Source organism: Neisseria sp. (assembly GCF_030530745.1).
In the GTDB taxonomy this organism is placed as follows: Bacteria; Pseudomonadota; Gammaproteobacteria; order Burkholderiales; family Neisseriaceae; genus Neisseria.
Genome location: NZ_JAUMUI010000001.1, coordinates 109,121 through 129,604 on the forward strand (window position 1 = coordinate 109,121; position 20,484 = coordinate 129,604).

The window sequence follows — 20,484 nt, forward strand, 5'->3', positions numbered from 1 at the left end:
AAAAATAAAAAGAAGGCCGTCTGAAAAATTTCAGACGGCCTGCTGCCTTTCAAAATGTTTTTCTACTGAATATGGTTCGACACCATGATATTCACGGTTGACAACAGCGACACCATCACCGCCAATGTGCCGGATATATCCGTAAAATAAGCCGTTTTTCTCAGTTTCACACCCAAGCCGAGCTGTATGATCAGAATCGCAGGCAACGGCAGGCTCAGATAATGGAAGGCATTCATAGACAACACACCCGAAATCCCCAGCAACATCATGGCCAGCGAATACACCGCCGCCCAAAAAATATAAACCAAAGCATAGGTTTTGATGATGTTTTGCATGGGGCTGTTGCCCGTTTGGTCTTTTTTATACGTATACAGCGCAAAACCGGCAGCCACATGGAACACGGTGCAAGACAGCACAAATAAGGCAAATGAAATAAACGCCACCATACCCGTAAACGTAGGCAGCCTGGCCAGATAATAAAGCGGCATCATCCAAAAACTGCCGGCCAATAGGCTGAGAATGCCCGATGCAAAAATATTTTTGTCGGGCGTGTTGGCAATCACACTGTCTCTGCCCTGCTGCGGATTGCGGCGGTCGCGCCCCGAAAACAGCAGCACGCCCGCATACATATGAACCAGCCCCGATGCCAAAACCATTACCGCCATTGATAAATCCATATCCGCTCCCGCTTATTAAAAATATGAGGCTTTTGCAAAATTCAAAGACATCACAAAAAGTTTATCTGCCGCCATAACTCAGCCTCGATCCCAATGCCCGTATTGCTTTTGCAACCAAAAGATACTCGGGTAAAGCCCGGGTATGACGGTATCAGGTATGTTCAGGCGGCCTCAAACGCCTTTTGCCAAACCCGCCGGAAAAACGGCACGGTTACAGCGCACCCGCCACTTTCTTATTGCGCATCAAACACAGCATATCGGCGGCAACGTGGGCGGCAGCGATGGCGGTGATTTCAGCGTTGTCGTAGGCCGGTGAAACTTCCACCACGTCCATACCGACGATATTCAAATTGCCCAGCGCGCGGATAATGCCCAGCGCGGTGTGCGAATTGAGGCCGCCGGGAACGGGGGTGCCGGTGCCGGGGGCGAACGCGGGGTCGAGGCAGTCGATATCGAAGGTGATGTAAACGGGGTGGCTGCCGATGATGTCGTAGATGCGTTTGACGGTGGCTTCGATGCCGTTTTCATTCACCCACGGCGCAAACAGCATGTTCATGCCCATAAAGTCGCTGTTCCAAGTGCGGATGCCGACTTGTGCGGAAGTGTGCGGGTTGATCAGGCCGTCTTTAATGGCTTTGTAAAACATGGTGCCGTGGTTGAGCGACTCGGGCGCATCGTCGGGCCAAGTGTCGCAATGGGCGTCGAAATGCAAGAGGCTCAAGGGCTTGCCGTATTTTTCGGCGTGCGCCTGCAATAATGGATAGGTGATGAAATGGTCGCCGCCGAACGTGAGCATTTTGGCGTTGCTGTTGGTGATAATGTCGAGCGCGTGCTGTTTGATGGTTTCACGTATCGTCCACGGTTGGTGGGCGTCGAACCAGCAGTCGCCGTAATCGATAACGGCCAGATCGTCGAACGGGTCGAAACCCCACGGAAACAGGTTCAGTTCTGCCAGCTGCACGCTGGCTGCACGGATGGCGGCAGGGCCCAAGCGTGCGCCGGGGCGGAAGGTGGTGGCCAAATCGAGCGGCACGCCCGACACCACCACGTCCACACCGGCCAAATCACGGGTGTAGCGGCGGCGCATAAACGATAAGGCACCGGCATAGGTGTTTTCAATGGTGGAGCCTTGCAGCGATTCGCGGCGGAACGCGCCGTCGCCGTAGATTTTTCCGTTCATGTTGCCTGCCCTCTTGCAAAAAATAAATATATTTTGGCCGTCTGAAAAGAGAAAAAGGCTTTCAGACGGCCTGAAAACGCGGTTTCCGCAGGAAATAAGTTTCTGCGAAGCCAAAACCCTTTTTTAAATACGCCGTCAATCGGCCTGTTTTTCCGCCGCTTTACGCGCGGCCTTACGCTCTTTGCGTTTGGCGCGGATGCTGCGGATGTGCTCGCGGAAAAAGCGTTGGCGTTGGCGTTTCTTCCACCAGAAATACAGCAGCACCGCCGCGCCGATGCCGATTAAAACGAACAACCCCGATTGGAACTGGTGCACTTTGTGCATCAGCCATTCGCGGTTTTCGGCGCCGTATGAGCCGAGATACACCCACACCGGCACCGAAATCAGCGCAGCCAGGCCGTCCATAATCAAAAAGCGCAGGTAAGAAACTTTGCGGCTGATGCCGGCGGTGATGAAAATCGGCGTGCGCAAACCGGGCAGGAAGCGCGCGACAAACAGCACGCGGTTGCCGTATTTATCGAATTTTTCCTGCACCTGCGCATAGCGTTTCGGCGTCATCACGCGTGCAATAAAGCGCACTTTCAAGATTTTATGCCCGAACACGCGGCCGGCAACAAACATCAGGCCGTCGCCCACCAACACGCCGAGCATGCCCACCGCCACCATAATATGCACGTTGGTATAGCCAAGGCCGGAAATCACGCCGCCGGCCACCAAAGTAACGTCTTCGGGTATCGGCACGCCGAAGCCGCAGGCCAGCAGCACCAAAAACACCGCTGCGTAACCGTATTGGATAAAAAACGCTTCTAAAATTGCAAGCATGATGCTTGTATTCCTTATTGGTTTGATTGTATGGAATCTGTGCTGCTGTTTTCCGCCGCTGTTTTTTCAGACGGCCCCGCAGTATTTTTGAAAAATTACGGTTTGAAAACCATACTTCCAAACTTTTCCCGCAGGCCGTCTGAAAACAGCCGTGCCTATTTCTTGGTTTTTGCCGCAGGATCCGCCGTGCCTTGAATGGCAGCAGCGATACGTTCCGCCCCTTTCTTGGCCTGATCGATCTGGCGGGCCTCCACCATCACGCGCACTACAGGCTCGGTGCCCGAAGCGCGCAACACCACGCGGCCTTTGCCTTCGAGCTCTTTTTCCACTTCGGCCAGCACGTCTTTCGAAGCGCTCTGCCAATCCTGCCCTTTTTGAATGCGCACATTGATCATAGTTTGCGGAAACGCCTGCCAGTCGGAACACACGGTCATCAGGTCCTGCTTCAGAATGCGCAGCGCGGCCAATACCTGCAGGGCAGAAATGATGCCGTCGCCGGTATTGTGTTTGTCCATGCACAGAATATGGCCGCTGGCTTCGCCGCCGATTAACCAGCCGCGCTGGTGCAGTTGTTCCAACACATAACGGTCGCCCACTTTGGCGCGGCAGAAGGCAACGCCCTGCTCTTTCAGGGCCAGCTCCATCGCCATGTTGGTCATCACCGTGCCGACCACGCCGCCGATTTCCACGCCTTCGCGGGCGCGGGCTTTGGCAATCACATAAATCAGACTGTCGCCGTCGTAAACCTTGCCGTTTTTATCCACCATAATCAGGCGGTCGCCGTCGCCGTCGAGCGCGATGCCGTAGTCGGCTTCGTTTTGCAGCACCGCCGCCTGCAAGGCTTTCGGGTGGGTGGCGCCGCATTTTTCGTTGATATTGTAGCCGTCGGGCTCATCTCCGATGGTTACCACCTGCGCCCCCAGCTCGTGAAATACTTTGGGCGCAACATCGTAACCCGCGCCGTTGGCGGTATCCACCACCAGTTTCAGGCCGCGCAGGTCGAGGTTGGCAGGAAACGTTGATTTGCAGAATTCGATATAGCGGTCGTCGGCACCGGTTACGCGGCGGGCGCGCCCGAGTTTGTCGGAAGACAGGGTTTTCATTTCCTCATCAAGCCTGGCTTCGATTTCCAACTCGATTTCGTCAGAAAGCTTCACGCCGCCTTCGGCGAAAAATTTGATGCCGTTGTCGGAATAAACATTGTGCGATGCGGAAATCATCACACCGGCCGACAGGCGCAGCGCGCGCGTGAGATAGGCCACGCCGGGCGTGGGCAGCGGGCCGGTTTGGATAACGTTGACGCCGGCGGCGGTAAAACCCGCCACCAATGCCGCTTCGAGCATATAGCCCGAAATACGGGTGTCTTTACCGATAATCACGGTGGGTTTGTGTTCGCTGTCGTGCTGAACCAACACCTGGCCTGCGGCATAACCGAGCTTCAATACAAAATCGGGGGCAATCGGAAACTGACCCACCTCACCGCGCACGCCGTCGGTGCCGAAATATTTCTTTGACATATAAAACACTCCGTGAAATTGAAGCTGTCATTGTAAATCAGCACTGCCGCGGTATCCAGCGGTTTACAAGGTTTTGCGGTTTGCGGGCTTGCGCCGGACATCCGCAACACAGGCCGTCTGAAATTTAATCGGCTATAATCATGCCTTATTCCAACCGACGGACCGCCCCATGTTTTCCGAAGCCGCCAAACACCTCACCACCGTGCGCGACATCCTGCGCTTTGCCGTAAGCCGTTTCAACGAAGCCGGGCTGCATTTCGGCCACGGCAGCGACAATGCCCACGACGAAGCCGCCTATCTGATACTGCACACCCTCAACCTGCCGTTAGACACGCTTGAGCCCTATCTTGACGCCAAGCTGCTGAGTGCCGAAAAAGAAGAAGTGCTCGGCCTTATTGAACGGCGCGTAACCGAACGCATACCCGTGGCTTACCTCACCCGGCAGGCTTGGCAGGGCGAGTTTGATTTTTATGTCGACGAGCGCGTTATCGTGCCGCGTTCGTTTGTTTATGAGCTTTTGGGCGAACCGCTGCTGCCGTGGATAGAACACGAAGAACTGGTGCACCGCGCGCTGGATTTGTGCACCGGCAGCGGCTGTCTGGCCATCCAAATGGCGCACCACTACCCCGCCGCCGAAATCGACGCGGTCGATTTAAGCCTCGATGCCTTGGAAGTGGCCGCCACCAACATCGAAAGCTACGGCCTCGAAGAGCGCATCAACCTGATCCACACCGATTTATTTGAAGGGTTGGAAGGCACATACGATTTAATCGTTTCCAACCCGCCTTACGTCGATGCCGAATCGGTGGCCGAACTGCCCGAAGAATACCTGCACGAACCCGAACTGGCCTTAGGCAGCGGTTCGGACGGTCTCGACGCCACCCGCGAAATCATCTTGCAGGCCGCCAAGTTCTTAAACCCCAAAGGCGTGCTGCTGGTTGAAATCGGCCACAACCGCGACGTGCTGGAAGCCGCTTATCCCGAACTGCCGTTCACCTGGCTGGAAACCAGCGGCGGCGACGGCTTCGTATTCCTGCTCACGCGCGAACAGCTTTTGGGCGGGGAATAATCTTCCCGAAAATATCAAAAACATATGCAAAGTCTGCCCGGGCCGTCTGAATATTTTCAGACGGCCTTTCAGTTTCCTCAGCCAAATATCTTTGCCGCCAAACCTTACCGAAGCCCGAAACCCTTGTTTTTCGTCATACCCGGCTCCAGTTTAGAGGCAGCAGATCAACACGCACCAACCTTCCGCCCGCTTGACCTTCACCATACGTTAAGGTTTATAGTTAAACTCTCACCTCACTTATCACGGAGAACATTATGAACACCATCACCCTCAACATCGGCGGAATGACCTGCGGCGGCTGCGTTAGCAGCGTTACCAAAGTTTTGGAAAACCTAAACGGCGTGAAAAAGGCCGAAGTGAGCTTGGAAAACGCCAATGCCGTGATTACTTTCGATGCCGGCAAAATCCGAACCGCCGCCTTAATCGAAGCTGTGGAAGACGCGGGCTTCGATGCCTCGCTGTAACACAGGCCGTCTGAAACGCCCGCAGCAGAAAGAAAAACCATGCAGCAGAAAGCCCGTTTCCAAATCGGCGGCATGACCTGCCAAGCCTGCGCCTCGCGCATTGAGAAGGTGTTGAACAAAAAAGATTTCGTTCAAGCGGCCTCGGTAAACTTCGCCAGCGAAGAGGCGCAGGTGGTGTTCGACGGCAGCCGCACCGATGCCGCCGCGCTGGCGGCAATCATCGCAAAGGCAGGTTTTGAAGCGGTGGAAAAAACCGATACCGCCGCCACGGTGCCGTCTGAAAACCATATCGGCCGGCGTTTGTGGCTGCTGCTGACCGTCAACGTGCCGTTTCTCATCGGCATGGCGGGCATGATGACGGGCCGGCACGACTGGATGATGCCCGTTATGTGGCAGTTTGCGCTGGCCAGCGTGGTGCAGCTTTGGCTGGCGGTGCCGTTTTACAAAAGCGCATGGGCGAGCATCAAAGGCGGGCTGGCGAATATGGATGTGCTGGTTACCGTCGGCACGGTGGCGATTTACCTTTATTCAACCTATATGATGTTTGCCCACCGCGCGATGGGCCACGACGGCATGGCGCATGTGTATTTCGAGGCGGGCGTGATGGTGGTCGGTTTCGTGAGTCTGGGCAAATTTCTCGAACACCGCGCGAAAAAATCCAGCCTCAACAGCCTCGGCCTGCTGCTGAAACTCACGCCGAGCCAAGTGAATGTGGAGCGCAACGGTCAATGGCAGAGCCTGCCGCTCGACCAAGTGCAAACCGGCGACCTGATCCGCGCCAGCCACGGCGAACGGATTGCGGCCGACGGAACGGTGGAAAGCGGCGGCGGCTGGGCCGACGAAAGCCATCTCACGGGCGAATCGCAGCCCGAGGCAAAAACCGCCGGCAGCAAAGTGCTGGCAGGTGCCATGATCACCGACGGCAGCATCGTTTACCGCGCCGAACAGCTCGGCAGCCAAACCCTGCTGGGCGACATGATGGCCGCGCTTTCCGAAGCGCAGGGCAGCAAAGCGCCGATTGCGCGGGTGGCCGACAAAGCGGCGGCGGTGTTCGTGCCCGCCGTGGTCGGCATCGCCGCGCTCACTTTTGTTTTGACCTGGCTCTTCAAAGGCGATTGGATACCCGCGCTGATGAACGCCGTGGCGGTATTGGTGATTGCCTGTCCGTGCGCGCTCGGCCTCGCCACGCCCGCTGCGATTATGGTCGGCATGGGCAAGGCGGTGCACCACGGCATCTGGTTTAAAGACGCTGCCGCCATGGAGGCCGCCGCCCATGTAAACGCGGTGGTGCTCGACAAAACCGGCACCCTCACCGAAGGCAAACCCGAAGTGGCGGCGGTGTATCTGAGGCCGTCTGAAAACACAGACGAAAACGAACTCTACCGCCTTGCCGCCGCCGTCGAACAAAATGCCGCCCACCCGCTCGCACGCGCCATCGTTCAAGCGGCCTTGGCGCGCGGCATCGCCCTGCCCGAAGCCTGCAATGTGCAAACCGAAGCCGGTGCAGGCGTGAAAGCCGATATCGACGGTATCGGCGAAGTGAAAGTGGGCAAACCCGCCTATTGCGGCCTCACACTGCCCGAAAACCTTGATTCCGTATGGCAAATCGCCAGCATCGCCGCCGTGTCGGCAAACGGCCGCGCCCTCGGCGCCTTCGCGCTGGCCGACCGTCTAAAAAACGACAGCAAACAGGCGGTAGGCCGTCTGAAAGCGCACGGTATCGAAGTGTATATGATGAGCGGCGACAATCAGGGCGTGGCCGGCTACATCGCCGCGCAACTGGGCATAGACCGCGCTTTCGGCAACATGAGCCCGCGCGACAAAGCCGCCGAAGTGCAGAAGCTGAAAGCCGCAGGCAAAACCGTGGCGATGGCGGGCGACGGCATCAACGACGCCCCCGCACTCGCCGCCGCCGACGTCAGCTTCGCCATGAAGGGCGGAGCCGACGTGGCCGAACACACCGCCTCGGCCACCCTGATGCAGCACTCGGCCGACCAAATGGTCGATGCCCTGCTGATTTCGCGCGCCACCCTGAAAAACATCAAGCAAAACCTGTTTTTCGCCTTTTTCTACAACACATTGGGCATTCCGTTGGCCGCCTTGGGCTTTCTCAGCCCGGTGATTGCCGGCGCAGCCATGGCCTTAAGCTCGATTTCGGTGCTTGGCAATGCTTTGCGCCTGAAGCGGGTAAGGATTGAGTGATATGCCCAGGCCGTCTGAAAACACCTTTCAGACGGCCTAAACTCAATAAAATCAACCACATCAATTAAAAAATAAATAAATTCTAAGAAAACTATAAAAAATCTTATTTTAACTACGAAAAATCTTAGTTATAATCCCGCATAACCATCTCACTCCCGTTTCAGACGGCCCCAACCGAGGAACTCCCATGCTGCTGGCGCTTTCATTACGCGACTTCGTGATTGTAGAAACACTCAACCTCAGCTTCCAAACCGGCTTCACCGTACTCACCGGCGAAACCGGTGCGGGCAAATCCATCACGCTTGATGCGCTCGGCTTATTGTTGGGCGACAAAGCCGACTTCAGCCAAGTGCGCACCGGCGCCCGAGAAGCCCGACTTTCCGCCCTGTTCGACATCGGCGGCCTGCCCGCATTGCAGGCGCAACTGTATGAACAGGGTTTGCTGGAAGAAGGCGGCGAAGAGCTGAGCATACGCCGCATTATCGACGTCAAAGGCAAAAGCCGCAGCTTCATCAACAACCAGGCCGCCACGCTGGCGCAATTGAAAGCAATCGGCAGCCAACTCATTGATATCCACGGCCAAAACGCACACCATTCGCTCAACCAAGAATCCGCCCAGCGGCAATTGCTCGATGCTTTCGCCGGCGCCCAAGAACAGGCAGGATCGGTGAAAAAGCTTTACCAAAACTGGAGCGACGCCCGCAAATCCCTGCACGAAGCGCAAAACCACGCCGAAAACACCGCCATCGAACGCGAACGGGTGGAATGGCAATATAACGAACTGAACCGGCTCGATTTGCGCCACGGAGAATGGGAAAGCCTCAACCAAAGCCACCACAGCCTAGCCCACGCCGCCGAACTGTTGCAGGCCGCTGAGCAGGTTTCGGAACACATCGACGGCGACAACGGTATGCAGCGCCAACTCTACCAATGCCAAAAACTCTTGGGCAGCCTGCAAAACATCGAACCGCACTTTGCCGAAAGCCTCGAAATGCTCGCCGCCGTCGAAGCCGAATTGGGCGAAATCGGCGCCAATATGCGCGACGTAGCCAACCGCGTCGAAATCAACCCTAGAGAATTGGCCGAACAAGAACGGCGCATGGGCGAGCTGATGGGCATGGCGCGCAAATACCGCGTCGAACCCGAAGAGCTGCCCGCCAAACTCGAAGAGCTGAACCGCACCCTGCAAAGCCTGCACGAAGCCGCCGACATCGCCGCCCTCGAAGCCGCCGTTGCGCACACCGAGGCCGAATACACCGCCGCCGCGCAGAAACTGTCGGCCATGCGTCGTGAGGCCGCCGCCAAACTGGCCGCCGAAACCACCGGACACATGCAGCATTTATCAATGAAAGGGGCGACCTTCCACATCGAACTGCCACCCTGCCCGCCCGCGCCGCACGGCTTGGAGCAAGTGCAGTACCAAGTGGCCGCCAACAAAGGCAGCCCCCTGCGCCCGCTCAACAAAGTGGCCTCCGGCGGCGAACTTGCCCGCATCAGCCTTTCCATCCAAGTGGTTACCAGCCGCTACACCCAAGTGCCGACGCTGATTTTCGACGAGGTAGACACGGGTATCGGCGGCGGTGTGGCCGAAACCGTAGGCCGCGCCCTGCGCGCGCTGGGCAAACGGCACCAAGTGCTGGCCGTTACCCACCTGCCACAAGTGGCCGCCTGCGGCGAAAACCACTGGCAGGTGCACAAACACAGCGAAGGCGATCAAACCGTTAGCGAAATCAAAGTATTGGACAACAGCAGCCGCATCGAAGAAATCGCCCGCATGCTCGGTGGCGAAGTGATTACCGGCACCACACGCAAACATGCCGAAGAAATGCTGGCTCTGGCGGCGCAATAATCGGCACCGGATAAAGCAGACCGGCCAATCAAACGCCTTGCGAAATTCGCTTTAATCCCGAAAATATTTGTACCCTGCCATACTTTAAACCCCGTCATACTCGGGCTTGACCCGAGTATCTGCTATTTTCTGAACCGACACGGTACCCAGGGCAAGCCCGAATATAACGCGGATGTTTGAAGATACCGAAATTACTCGCCAAAAATTCAGGCCGTCTGAAAACCCATGTTTCAGACGGCCTGATGTTTTTGTATGGCGGCTTAAATTTAAAACAGTACGGCGTTGCCCCGCCTTAGCCCAAAGAGAACGGTTTTGTAAGCCGCTGAAGCGGCAACAGAACCGGTTCCGTACTATCTGTAACTGTCTGCGGCTTCGCCGCCTTGTCCCCTTTTAAATTTAAGCCACTGTAAAAGGCGGTACTTTTTGGATTGTGCAACAGCCTCGGCCTGCCCATACGTTTTGCATTTTACGCAGCGGTTGGCAGATACTCGCTTCCGTCCGCTTTCAACAGTTTGGGCGCCTCGCCTTTTTCAATTACGCTTTCGTTCACCACCACTTTTTTCACATCCTGCAAATCAGGCAGCATATACATAGTATCAAGCAGGCAGCGTTCGACAATCGAGCGCAAACCGCGCGCGCCCGTTTTACGCTCCATCGCCTGCCCGGCAATGCTGCGCAGGGCGGAAGGCAGCACTTCCAACTCAACGCCCTCCATTGCAAACAACGCCTGATATTGCTTCACCAGCGCGTTTTTCGGCTCGGTGAGGATATTGATTAAAGCATCTTCATCCAACTCGGCCAGCGTGGCAATCACAGGCAGGCGGCCGATTAATTCGGGAATCAGGCCGAATTTGATTAAATCTTCCGGTTCCACGGTTTCAAACAGGGCGGTGATGTCGGCGTTTTCGTCTTTGCTGCTCACCACCGCACCGAAACCGATGCCGCCTTTTTCGGTTCGCTGGCGGATTACTTTCTCCAAACCGGCAAACGCGCCGCCGCAGATAAACAGGATATTGGTGGTATCGACATTGATAAATTCCTGATTCGGGTGTTTGCGCCCTCCTTGCGGCGGCACCGAAGCCACCGTACCTTCAATCAGTTTCAACAGCGCCTGCTGCACGCCCTCGCCCGATACGTCGCGGGTAATCGAAGGGTTGTCGCTCTTACGTGAAATTTTATCGATTTCATCAATATACACAATGCCGCGCTGGGCTTTTTCCACATCGAAATCGCATTTGCCCAAAAGCTTGGTGATAATCTGCTCCACATCTTCGCCCACATAACCCGCTTCAGTGAGTGTGGTAGCATCGGCCATCACAAACGGCACGTCGAGTTTGCGTGCCAGCGATTGCGCCAGCAGGGTTTTGCCCGAACCGGTGGGGCCGATCAGCAGAATATTGCTTTTCGACAATTCCACTTTGTCGCTGCTTTTGGGATGGCGCAAACGTTTATAGTGGTTATACACCGCCACCGCCAGCGCTTTTTTCGCCTGTTCCTGCCCGATAACGTGATCGTTGAGGTTGGCCACGATTTCGGCGGGCGTGGGCAGTTTGTCTTCCCCTGCGCCCGCTTCCTGCATAAAATCATCATCAGGGTTTTGCAGCATGATGCCGCAGGTTTCCACACATTCGTTGCAGATGCAGGCGTGTTCGCCCTCAATCAGGTTTTTTACTTCATGCTCGGGCTTACCGCAAAACGAGCAATAACGCTTTTCGTCAGACATATTCCATTCTTCAATTATTCAGCTACAACAAAGCGGCCGGACGGAGCAGGCCGCAAAAATGGTTTAGTATAAATACTATCCGCCCGTTTATCAAACCGCACCGCTCAAATTGCCTTTCAAACCGTTCGGACGGCCTGTTTTACATAAAAAAATACAACGGAAACGTAAAAAATAGCGCAAACTAATGAAAAATATACTTTATTTACTTTACAAGCTCCTCCTGCTCCACGATAATCCGCTAGTCATTCCAAACAGCGCCGATTTGTCATAACCCCGATCCTGCCGCCGTTTGTACCGCAAAAATGTTTTTCGGACCCGGCTGCCGCTGTTTGCTTTCAAATCTTTCCCACAAAACACTTACGGAATCCGACTAAAATGAACTTCAGCAAAAAAATCGCCGCCGCCTGCCTGAGCATCGGGCTGGCCGCTTTTTCCCTGCCCGCCGCCGCCGATGATCTGGATGTGCTCGGCCAGTTTTTAGAACAAAACTTTCCTGTAGAAAATGATCCGATAGGTGCGTTTGCCTCCATGAATGCGGCCGAGCAGGTAGAGGCGCAGGCCGCTTATGCCGGCCCCCTGCTGTCTTCGCAATCCGCCCTGATTGTGAACAACAAAACCGGCGAAGTGCTGTTTCAGAAAAATCCCAACCGCGTAATGCCCATTGCTTCGATTTCCAAATTAATGTCGGCAATGGTGGTGCTTGACGCCAATCAAAACATGAGTGAACGCCTGACCATTACCGAGGCCGAAATCGACCGCCTGAAAGGCACCGGCAGCCGCTTAACCGTGGGCACCACATTAACGCGCGGAGAAATGCTGCACCTGAGCCTGATGAGCAGCGAAAACCGCGCAACCCATGCACTCGGCCGCAACTACCCGGGCGGCATGGCCGCTTTCGTCAGCGCCATGAACCGCAAAGCGCAAAGTTTGGGTATGACCAGCACTCGTTTTTACGAACCGACCGGCTTGGATTTCCGCAATGTTTCCACTGCCAACGATCTGAACAAATTGGTACAGGCCGCCAGCAAATATCCCGCCATCCGCCGCGACAGTACCTCCAACCACCGTTCGGTTTACACCAAACGCGGCCAGATCAGCTATAAAAACACCAACCAGCTGGTACGCGACGGCGGCTGGAATATCGAGTTGCAGAAAACCGGCTATATCCGCGAAGCCGGACGCTCGATGGTAGTGAAAACCAATGTGCAAAACCAGCCCGTTACCATTGTTTTACTGAATGCGCCCTCCTCACTCAGCCGTGTGAACGATGCGCGCAAAATCGAATCGTGGATGCTGCAGCGCCGCTCTTAAACATTACTTCCAAACAAGCAAAGGCCGTCTGAAACGTTTCAGACGGCCTTTGTGTACATGCCACAATCAACTCTTTGTTTTATTTAAATGTTTCAACACACAGGACGACACATAAAGCGCCGCCCTACGTGTTGCCCTGATTGGGAAGGGGTTACACCCCTACCCGATAAACCCAAATTCTACCGCCATAAATGGCGGGGTCTCAACCGAAAAGGAAACTTGATAAAGTGTTTTTACTGCAACTTGCAGCAAAATAACTATAGTTTTACTCTAATTTTAAGAAAAGCTAGAGTATAATGCCTAAATATCATAAACACACTTTGATGTGCTGCACTGCCTGCCAACGGTAAACAGCTGTTCAAGTTTACGCAACACATCTGACAAATTAAGGAAATACATATGCAGCATAGCTTCAACCCTTTAATTATACGGGGAAAATCACTGATTCCGATTGTACAGGGGGGCATGGGCGTAGGCGTATCCGCATCCAAATTATCCAGCGCCGTGGCTCGGGAAAACGGCTTGGGCACCATCGCCAGCGTGGACTTGCGCCACCTGCATGACGACTTGCTGGCCGAGTCTAAAATCAACCCTTCCGAAGAAAAATACGCCAGGCTCAACCACATCGCACTCGACCGTGAAATCCAAAAAGCTAAAGCAGACGCGCAAGGCAAAGGTATGATTGCCGTGAATGTGATGAAAGCGGTGAAAGACCACCAGCGCTTGGTGCGCCAAGCCTGCGAATCGGGTGCCGATGCCATTGTGATGGGCGCAGGGCTGCCGCTTGATTTGCCCGAAATGACCGAGGGCTACCACAAAAATGTTGCCCTGCTGCCGATTCTTTCCGAATCGCGCGGTATCAACATCGTGTTGAAACGCTGGATGAAAAAAGGCATTCTGCCCGATGCCATCGTTATCGAACACCCTGCCCACGCCGCCGGACACTTGGGCGCGATGACGGTAGACAGTGTAAACGATGAAAAGTTCGAGTTTAAACGAGTGATTGAAGAAACGTTTGAAGTGTTTAAAAAGCTCGGGCTGGAAAGCGAAAAAATCCCGTTGGTGCTGGCCGGCGGCATGGCCAATTTCGAAAAAATCACCACAGCGCTGAAAAGCTGGGGAGCTTCCGCCGTACAAATCGGCACCGCTTTCGCCGTTACCGAAGAAGGCGATGCCCATCCGAACTTCAAACAAACACTAGCAGGCGCGCCGGTGGAGCAAGTAGTGGAGTTTATGTCGGTGGCCGGCCTGCCTGCGCGCGGTGTGCGCACTAAATTTCTCGACAGCTACATCAAGCGTGAAGCCAAGCTTCAGGCCAATGCCAAAGCCGACCCGCGCCGCTGCACACAGGGCATCAATTGCTTGTCGGTATGCGGCTTGCGCGACGGCTTGGAAAAAGTAGGCCAGTTCTGCATCGATATCCAACTGGCCGCCGCTTGGCGGGGTGAAGTCGATAAGGGTTTGTTCTTCAGAGGCAAAGACCCGCTTCCTTTCGGCAATGCCATCAAAAGCGTGCGGGAAACCATTCAATATCTGCTGCAAGGCCACCCCGTACAGCAAGGTTAAGCCCTGTCAATACAGGCCGTCTGAAAATAAATTTGGCTCAAATACCATAAAGCTGCAAAATATTTTCAGACGGCCTGAGATCTTTGCAAGTCGCTTAGGCCGTCTGAAACATCCGATTATTGTCATTTCCGCCTACGCGGGAATGACGGCAAATAAACTTTTTTGAGTTTTGCAAAAGCCTCGGCCTTAGAGAATGCTGTAAAGGCTTTAACTTATTGTTTGAATCAATCAGGTATTTCCCTTTTGTTCATATTGAATTTAATCTACGCCAATAAAAAACCGAACCGCCCATATTTCTAGGCGGTTCGGTTTTTCCATCTGTACTTGCATTATCGATAAATCAGCGGCCCACTTTTTCCAACGCCAGCTTTTCCTGCCGGTAAGCTTCTGCGGCTTCTCGTTCGCGTTTGGTGGCTTGGCGCATCATGTAGTAATTGATGAGAATCACCAATGTGCCGACGATGGTAATCATGATGGTTGCCAACACGTTCATCTGCGGATCAAGGCCGAGTTTGATTTTAGAGAAAATTACTTGCGGCAAGGTGGAAGAACCGGGGCCGGAAAGAAACGAGGTAATCACCAAGTCATCTAATGACAAGGTAATGCCGAGCAAAAAACCCGAAGCAATGGCCGGTGCAATCAGCGGCAGGGTAATCACAAAAAAGATTTTCAACGGGCGTGCACCCAAGTCCATAGCCGCTTCTTCCAGAGATTGGTCCAACTCGATCAAACGCGAGCGGATCACCACAGTGATATAGGCCATACACAAGGTGGTGTGCCCCAGAAAAATGGTGAAAAAGCCGCGGTCGAAATAAAGCCAGCTCAGTAATTCGCTGCTTTGCAGGAACATCTGCACCTGAATAATCAGCAGCAGCATCGATAAACCGGTAATCACATCGGGCATAACCATCGGCGCCGACACCATGCCGGCAAACAAGGTGCTGCCGCGAAACCGCTTGATGCGTGCCAGCGCATAACCTGCCAATGTGCCGAGCACAACGGCGGCCAGCGACGATACCACAGCAATCCGCAACGACAACCAAGCCGCCTCAAGAATGGTGCTGTTATTCATCAACGCGCCATACCATTTGGTTGAAAAGCCGCCCCAAACGGTTACCAGCTTGGATTCGTTAAACGAATAAACCACCAACACCACCAAAGGGATATACAGGAAGGCCAAACCCAAACCCAGCATCAGTTTGAGAAACCAAGACAATCTGTTTGACGACATTATTTGGCCCCTTCTTCAAGTTCACGGTTTTCATAACGGTGGAACAGCACAATCGGAATCACCAGCAGGATCACCATCACCACGGCAACGGCGGAAGCCAGCGGCCAGTTGTTCTGATCGAAGAACGCCTGCCACAACACCTTACCGATCATCAGGTTTTCCGAGCCTCCGACCAGTTCGGGAATCACATATTCGCCCACCGCCGGCACGAATACCAGCATCGAGCCTGCGATAATACCGGTTTTCGACAACGGCAGGGTAATCGCGAAAAAGGCTTTCAGCGGCCCCGCGCCCAAATCGGATGCGGCCTCCAGCAGCCTGCCGTCAAGCTTCACCAGTTGGGTGTAGAGCGGCAGGATCATAAACGGCAGATAGGCGTAAACCATCACCAGATTCAGCGAAAACGAGTTGTAAAACAGGTTCAGCGGTTCGCTGATCACACCGTATTTCAACAAAAAGTTGTTAATGATACCGTTATGCCCCAGCAACCCCATCCATGCATAAACGCGCAATAGGAACGAAGTCCAGAAAGGCAGCATAATCGCCAGCAGCAGGCCGTTCCGATAAGCGGGATTGGCACGCGAAATGGCATAGGCAATCGGATATCCGAGTGCAAGACAGATTAAGGTGGTGGTCAGTGCGGTTTTAATCGACAGCCAATAAGTGAGCAGGTAAATATTTTTACCGTTTCCCGCTGCCAACGGGTTGAGCATCTGCCCCAGGCTGATCCAAAAGTTCTGGAAAATATCCGAATAATTTTGATAACTCAGGGCAACATTCACCCGCCCCATATCGGGATCAGTGGTAATCAGCGGCGAGTAGGGCGGAATGGCAATTTCCTGCTCGGCAAAGCTGATTTTCAGCACAATCGCAAACGGCACCAAAAACAGCACCAGCAGCCAGATATACGGTACGGCGATTACCGCCCGCCGCCCCGGCCGGCGCAACAGTTTGTGTTTCAGTTTTTTCAGTTTCATCGCACATCCTTGCAATTTAGCTGAACAGGGGGGTAGGTTGGTTTTCAGGCCAGCTTACATAAACGGTTTCATCCCAAGTGGGCGGTGTGATATTGCGCACATACCAATAAGGCGCCGGCACTTGGCTTTTGATTACGCGGCCGTTAGCCAGCTGTACGTGGTAGATGGTGAAACTGCCCAAATAGGCGATTTCTTTGATAATGCCTTTTTCCCAGTTGAAACCGCCCTCTTCTGCCGGCTGTTCCTTATGCACGTCGATGTCTTCGGGGCGGATGCTGATCCACAGGCTCTGCTCGGCACGGCCGCCCAAGCCGTGATCGATGCGCACTTTGTTTTCCAACTCAGGCGATTCGATAACGGCGTAATCGGCGTGATCTTCCAAAACCACACCCTCAAAAATATTGGTTTCACCGATAAACTCCGCAGTAAAGCGGCTGTTGGGAAAGTCATACACATCACTGGGCGTACCCACCTGCTGCAGCTTGCCTTCCGACATAATCGCCACACGGGTGGCCATGGTCATGGCCTCTTCTTGGTCATGCGTTACCATAATGCAGGTTACGCCTACTTGTTCCAACGTATTAACCAGTTCAAGCTGGGTTTGCTGGCGCAGTTTTTTATCCAAAGCGCCCAAAGGTTCGTCGAGCAGCAGGATTTTCGGACGCTTGGCCAGGCTGCGTGCCAAAGCCACGCGCTGCTGCTGGCCGCCTGAAAGTTGGTGCGGTTTGCGCTTGGCGAACTTGGTCATCTGCACCAAACGCAGCATTTCTTCGACGCGGTCGATAATTTCGCCTTTGGGCACTTTGTCCTGCTTCAAACCGAAAGCGATATTCTGCTCCACCGTCATATGCGGAAACAGCGCATAGCTTTGAAACATCATATTGATCGGGCGGTCGTAAGGGGCAAGGCGGGTAATATCTTGGCCGTCGAGAATGATTTTTCCCTGATTCGGCGTTTCCATGCCCGCCAGCATGCGCAGCAGTGTGGACTTGCCGCTTCCCGAGCTGCCCAACAGGGCGAAAATTTCATGTTTTTCAATATCCAAGTCGATGTGGTCGACAGCATAATTGTCACCAAATTTCTTCACCAAACCTTGAATTTGCAGATAAGGCCGGGTGGAAGACGCAGCGGTTGCGTTCATAAACAATACTCCAATCGATAACGGGTACCGGCGAAACGGGGTTCGCAAAGGGTGAAAATAAAGCTGTTTGATTGCCTGATGAAAAACCGTTGTTTAAATACATTAAATAAACGGCTTTTTTATAAAAAGCGCACGGGCAGCACGGAAACTTCTAAGGGCTGTGGAAAACCCGTTAAGGTTGCCGACAGCCCCGACTGAACTTGTAATTATATTAGCCTGCGGCCAAATGGGGCAATATAAAATTAAACTTTTGAACCATTGGAAAAACTTCCAAGGTGTTTTTTACCGCACACTCCAAACAGACGGACAGGCGGCAAACCAAGTAACTTTTCATACGGCCGAATCCAAGGTCTGTTGACAATTAACGCAACGGCGGCTTTTGCCTCAAAAAACCGCTTCACCGGCCAATTGTCAGCAGACCCTAGCCGCGCGGGTGGTGTTCCCGCACAATACTTTTCAGCCGCTCGTTGGCAACGTGGGTGTAAATCTGCGTGGTGCTGATGTCGGCGTGGCCAAGCAAGAGCTGCACCACGCGCAAATCGGCGCCGTGGTTGACCAAATGGGTGGCGAAGGCGTGGCGCAGGCCGTGGGGGCTGAGGTGCCGTATACCGGCGCCCTCGGCATATTTTTCCACTATCATCCATGCCAATTGGCGGCTGACGCCCGTGCGTTTCTGGCTCACAAACAATTCGTCGCAAATGCGGTTTTTCAATAATTGCGGCCGCGCTTCGGCCAGATAGCGCTCTATCCAATACACGGCTTCGGCTCCCAGCGGCACGATGCGTTGTTTGTTGCCTTTGCCGACGGTGTTGATGATGCCTTTGCCGAGGTTGGCTTCGTTCACTTTCAGCTTCACCGCTTCGCTCACGCGCAGGCCGGTGGCGTAGATTAATTCGAGCAGGGCTTTGTCGCGCAGGCCGTGCGCGGTTTCGGTGTCGGGCGCATTTAACAGCGCCTCGATTTGCGCTTCGGTAATCAGTTTGGGCAGCGTTTGCGCCTGCTTGGGCGCGCTGAGGTGGCGGGTGGGGTTGTCGGTGCGCTGCTCGGTTTCAAGCAGCCAGCCGTAGAGCCGCTTGCAGGCCGACAGCGCGCGCGCCTGCGAGCGTGTTTTTTCATCGGGGTGGTAAACGGCGGCGGCCAAGTCGGTGCTTTGCGCGGTTTGCCAGTCCAACCCCTGCGCGCGCAGGCGGCCGGCAATTTTTTCCAAATCGCGGCGGTAGGCATCGAGCGTGTTTTGGCTCAAACGGTGGTTCAGCCACAGGTGTTCGAGCAGGCGTTCGGCAAAGATGTCGGGGTGTTTTTCAGACGGCATAAACGGGGTTCACAGGGCGGCCGTTACGATAATCAAGGCAAAAACCGCAACGATGGCCGCCAGAATGCTTAACATGGCGATTTTGGCGGTTTTGGCCTTAACCGCCGCCAAATACGCTTCCGCCCGCGCTTTGCCGGCCTGCGCTTCGGCCAGAAGGATCTCCATCTCGGCCAGGCGTTTCTGTAAATCGGATTGGGGGTTTTCGTTCATATTTAAATTTAAAGCATTGCGGTTGCGTTTTTTTCAGACGGCCTGCGGGTTATATTTCCACGCCTTCGTGTTTCAGCAGCCAGCGTTTGATATTGAGCGCGTCGCCCTCGCCGCTGGAAAAGCCGCCCAAGCCGTGTTTGGCGACGACGCGGTGGCAGGGCACCACCAGTGCCAGCGGGTTTTTTCCGCACGCGCCGCCGACGGCGCGCGGGTGGCTGCCGATTTTGCGGGCGATGTCTTGGTAAGTCATCACCTGCCCGGCGGGGATTTCGGCAATCGCCTGCCACACTTTCCGCTGATAGGCCGTGCCCTGCTCCGAAACGGGCTGGTTAAAGTTTTTCAGACGGCCTGCGAAATAGTCGTCGAGCTTGCGCTGCCACGCTTCGGGCAGGGGATACGGCGCATATTCGGGCTTGCCGGAAAGATGCAGTTCGAGCAGGTTGTTTTGCGCGTCGAAAACCAGCGTAATGTTGCCGAACGGAGCAGCGTATAAACAGGGATAGCGGTTCATAATGCCTACTTATGCTTACTTTGGCCGTCTGAAAACCCGCAGCCGGATTTTCATTGTTTTTTAAACCATAGGGCGTGCAGTCAGAAAGCGTTGCGGCGTTATGACTACACGCCCTAGCGAATAACACGCGTTCAACCGGCCAAACCCAAACGCGCCGCCAGCCGTTCTTTAACCTGCGGCCATTCGGCGCGGATCAGGCTGTACATCACGGTGTCGCGCACGCTGCCGTCGCGGCGCGCCTGCTGGCCGCGTATCACGCCGTCTTTTTGCGCGCCCAGCCGTTCGATGGCCTGCTGCGAGCGGGTGTTCAGGTTGTCGGTGCGCCAGCCCACGGTTTGTGCGCCCAGCGTGTCGAAAGCATGGCACAGCAGCAGGTATTTGCAGGTGGTGTTGGCACGGCTGCGCCAGTAGCTTTGCGCATACCATGTGTAGCCGATTTCCAAGCGTGCGGCGGCGGGAATGATGTCGTGATAGCTGGTACTGCCGATAACTCTGCCGCAGGTTTCGTCTATCACGGCGAAGGCCAGACGGTCGGGCGTGAGCAAGGCTTTGCGGATATAGGCGGCGGTTTCGTGCGGCTCGGGCACCGAGGTAAACACCAGCCGCCACAATTCGCCGTCGGCTGCGGCTTCGCGCAGGCCGTGTTCGTGCTGTATACCCAGCGGCTCCAAACGGATGCCGTTCAAATCGAGGGTTACGGGTTGTAGGGTATTCACGGCTGT

18 protein-coding genes are annotated in these 20,484 nt (G+C 54.7%); 6 read left to right on the plus strand and 12 right to left on the minus strand.

What is annotated here, in order from left to right:
* Window positions 1-62 precede the first annotated feature (62 nt).
* The 4 genes from Q3970_RS00530 to glmM form a co-directional block, all read right to left on the minus strand.
* Complete coding sequence (locus Q3970_RS00530) at window positions 63-677, minus strand: hypothetical protein (protein WP_303098662.1); 615 nt, start codon at window positions 675-677, stop codon at window positions 63-65.
* A gap of 211 nt (window positions 678-888) precedes the next feature.
* Window positions 889-1,857, minus strand: coding sequence for an agmatinase (gene speB, locus Q3970_RS00535; protein ID WP_303098663.1), 969 nt, complete (start codon window positions 1,855-1,857; stop codon window positions 889-891).
* A gap of 135 nt (window positions 1,858-1,992) precedes the next feature.
* Window positions 1,993-2,679, minus strand: a complete 687-nt coding sequence (locus tag Q3970_RS00540) for a DedA family protein (RefSeq protein ID WP_303098664.1) — start codon at window positions 2,677-2,679, stop codon at window positions 1,993-1,995.
* A gap of 155 nt (window positions 2,680-2,834) precedes the next feature.
* Window positions 2,835-4,196, minus strand: a complete 1,362-nt coding sequence (glmM, locus tag Q3970_RS00545) for a phosphoglucosamine mutase (RefSeq protein ID WP_303098665.1) — start codon at window positions 4,194-4,196, stop codon at window positions 2,835-2,837.
* 169 nt (window positions 4,197-4,365) lie between these two features.
* On the opposite strand from glmM, the gene prmB reads away from it, so the two are divergent.
* The 4 genes from prmB (at window position 4,366) to recN (ending at window position 9,780) form a co-directional block, all read left to right on the plus strand.
* A complete protein-coding gene (gene prmB / locus Q3970_RS00550) occupies window positions 4,366-5,265 on the plus strand; it encodes a 50S ribosomal protein L3 N(5)-glutamine methyltransferase (RefSeq protein WP_303098666.1) in 900 nt (299 codons plus the stop codon).
* A gap of 254 nt (window positions 5,266-5,519) precedes the next feature.
* The gene (locus Q3970_RS00555; RefSeq protein WP_303098667.1) at window positions 5,520-5,729 is read left to right on the plus strand and encodes a heavy-metal-associated domain-containing protein; all 210 of its coding nucleotides are present in this window, start codon (window positions 5,520-5,522) and stop codon (window positions 5,727-5,729) included.
* A gap of 39 nt (window positions 5,730-5,768) precedes the next feature.
* Window positions 5,769-7,931 carry a cation-translocating P-type ATPase gene (locus Q3970_RS00560; RefSeq protein ID WP_303098668.1) on the plus strand — a complete coding sequence of 721 codons (2,163 nt, stop codon included), beginning with the start codon at window positions 5,769-5,771 and terminating at the stop codon, window positions 7,929-7,931.
* A gap of 187 nt (window positions 7,932-8,118) precedes the next feature.
* A complete protein-coding gene (recN, locus tag Q3970_RS00565) occupies window positions 8,119-9,780 on the plus strand; it encodes a DNA repair protein RecN (RefSeq protein WP_303098669.1) in 1,662 nt (553 codons plus the stop codon).
* Window positions 9,781-10,246: 466 nt separating this feature from the next.
* Here recN and clpX read toward each other — a convergent pair whose 3' ends face one another.
* Window positions 10,247-11,503, minus strand: coding sequence for an ATP-dependent Clp protease ATP-binding subunit ClpX (clpX, locus tag Q3970_RS00570; protein WP_303098670.1), 1,257 nt, complete (start codon window positions 11,501-11,503; stop codon window positions 10,247-10,249).
* 375 nt (window positions 11,504-11,878) lie between these two features.
* Between clpX and Q3970_RS00575 the strand changes: the two genes are divergently transcribed.
* On the plus strand, window positions 11,879-12,814 hold the full coding sequence (locus Q3970_RS00575) for a serine hydrolase (protein WP_303098671.1): 936 nt from the start codon (window positions 11,879-11,881) through the stop codon (window positions 12,812-12,814).
* A 399-nt stretch (window positions 12,815-13,213) separates the two neighbouring features.
* Entirely contained in the window at window positions 13,214-14,380 is a 1,167-nt protein-coding gene (locus Q3970_RS00580) for a nitronate monooxygenase family protein (RefSeq protein ID WP_303098672.1), read from the plus strand.
* 340 nt (window positions 14,381-14,720) lie between these two features.
* On the opposite strand, the gene Q3970_RS00585 is transcribed toward Q3970_RS00580, so the two are convergent.
* From Q3970_RS00585 to Q3970_RS00615, 7 genes are all read right to left on the minus strand, one after another.
* A complete protein-coding gene (locus Q3970_RS00585; RefSeq protein ID WP_303098673.1) occupies window positions 14,721-15,611 on the minus strand; it encodes an ABC transporter permease subunit in 891 nt (296 codons plus the stop codon).
* Window positions 15,611-16,588 (minus strand): ABC transporter permease subunit, encoded by a 978-nt coding sequence (locus Q3970_RS00590; protein ID WP_303098674.1) that lies wholly within the window; start codon window positions 16,586-16,588, stop codon window positions 15,611-15,613. Before Q3970_RS00590 ends, Q3970_RS00585 begins: the two co-directional genes overlap by 1 nt.
* Before the next feature lie 16 nt (window positions 16,589-16,604).
* On the minus strand, window positions 16,605-17,729 hold the full coding sequence (locus tag Q3970_RS00595) for an ABC transporter ATP-binding protein (RefSeq protein ID WP_303098675.1): 1,125 nt from the start codon (window positions 17,727-17,729) through the stop codon (window positions 16,605-16,607).
* Between the two features lie 421 nt (window positions 17,730-18,150).
* Window positions 18,151-19,041 (minus strand): site-specific tyrosine recombinase XerD, encoded by an 891-nt coding sequence (gene xerD / locus Q3970_RS00600; protein WP_303098676.1) that lies wholly within the window; start codon window positions 19,039-19,041, stop codon window positions 18,151-18,153.
* Between the two features lie 9 nt (window positions 19,042-19,050).
* A complete protein-coding gene (locus Q3970_RS00605) occupies window positions 19,051-19,251 on the minus strand; it encodes a hypothetical protein (RefSeq protein ID WP_303098677.1) in 201 nt (66 codons plus the stop codon).
* 49 nt (window positions 19,252-19,300) lie between these two features.
* On the minus strand, window positions 19,301-19,762 hold the full coding sequence (locus Q3970_RS00610) for a methylated-DNA--[protein]-cysteine S-methyltransferase (protein WP_303098678.1): 462 nt from the start codon (window positions 19,760-19,762) through the stop codon (window positions 19,301-19,303).
* A gap of 131 nt (window positions 19,763-19,893) precedes the next feature.
* Window positions 19,894-20,478: a GNAT family N-acetyltransferase gene (locus Q3970_RS00615; RefSeq protein WP_303098679.1), complete on the minus strand. Its 585-nt coding sequence runs from the start codon at window positions 20,476-20,478 to the stop codon at window positions 19,894-19,896.
* Window positions 20,479-20,484 lie beyond the last annotated feature (6 nt).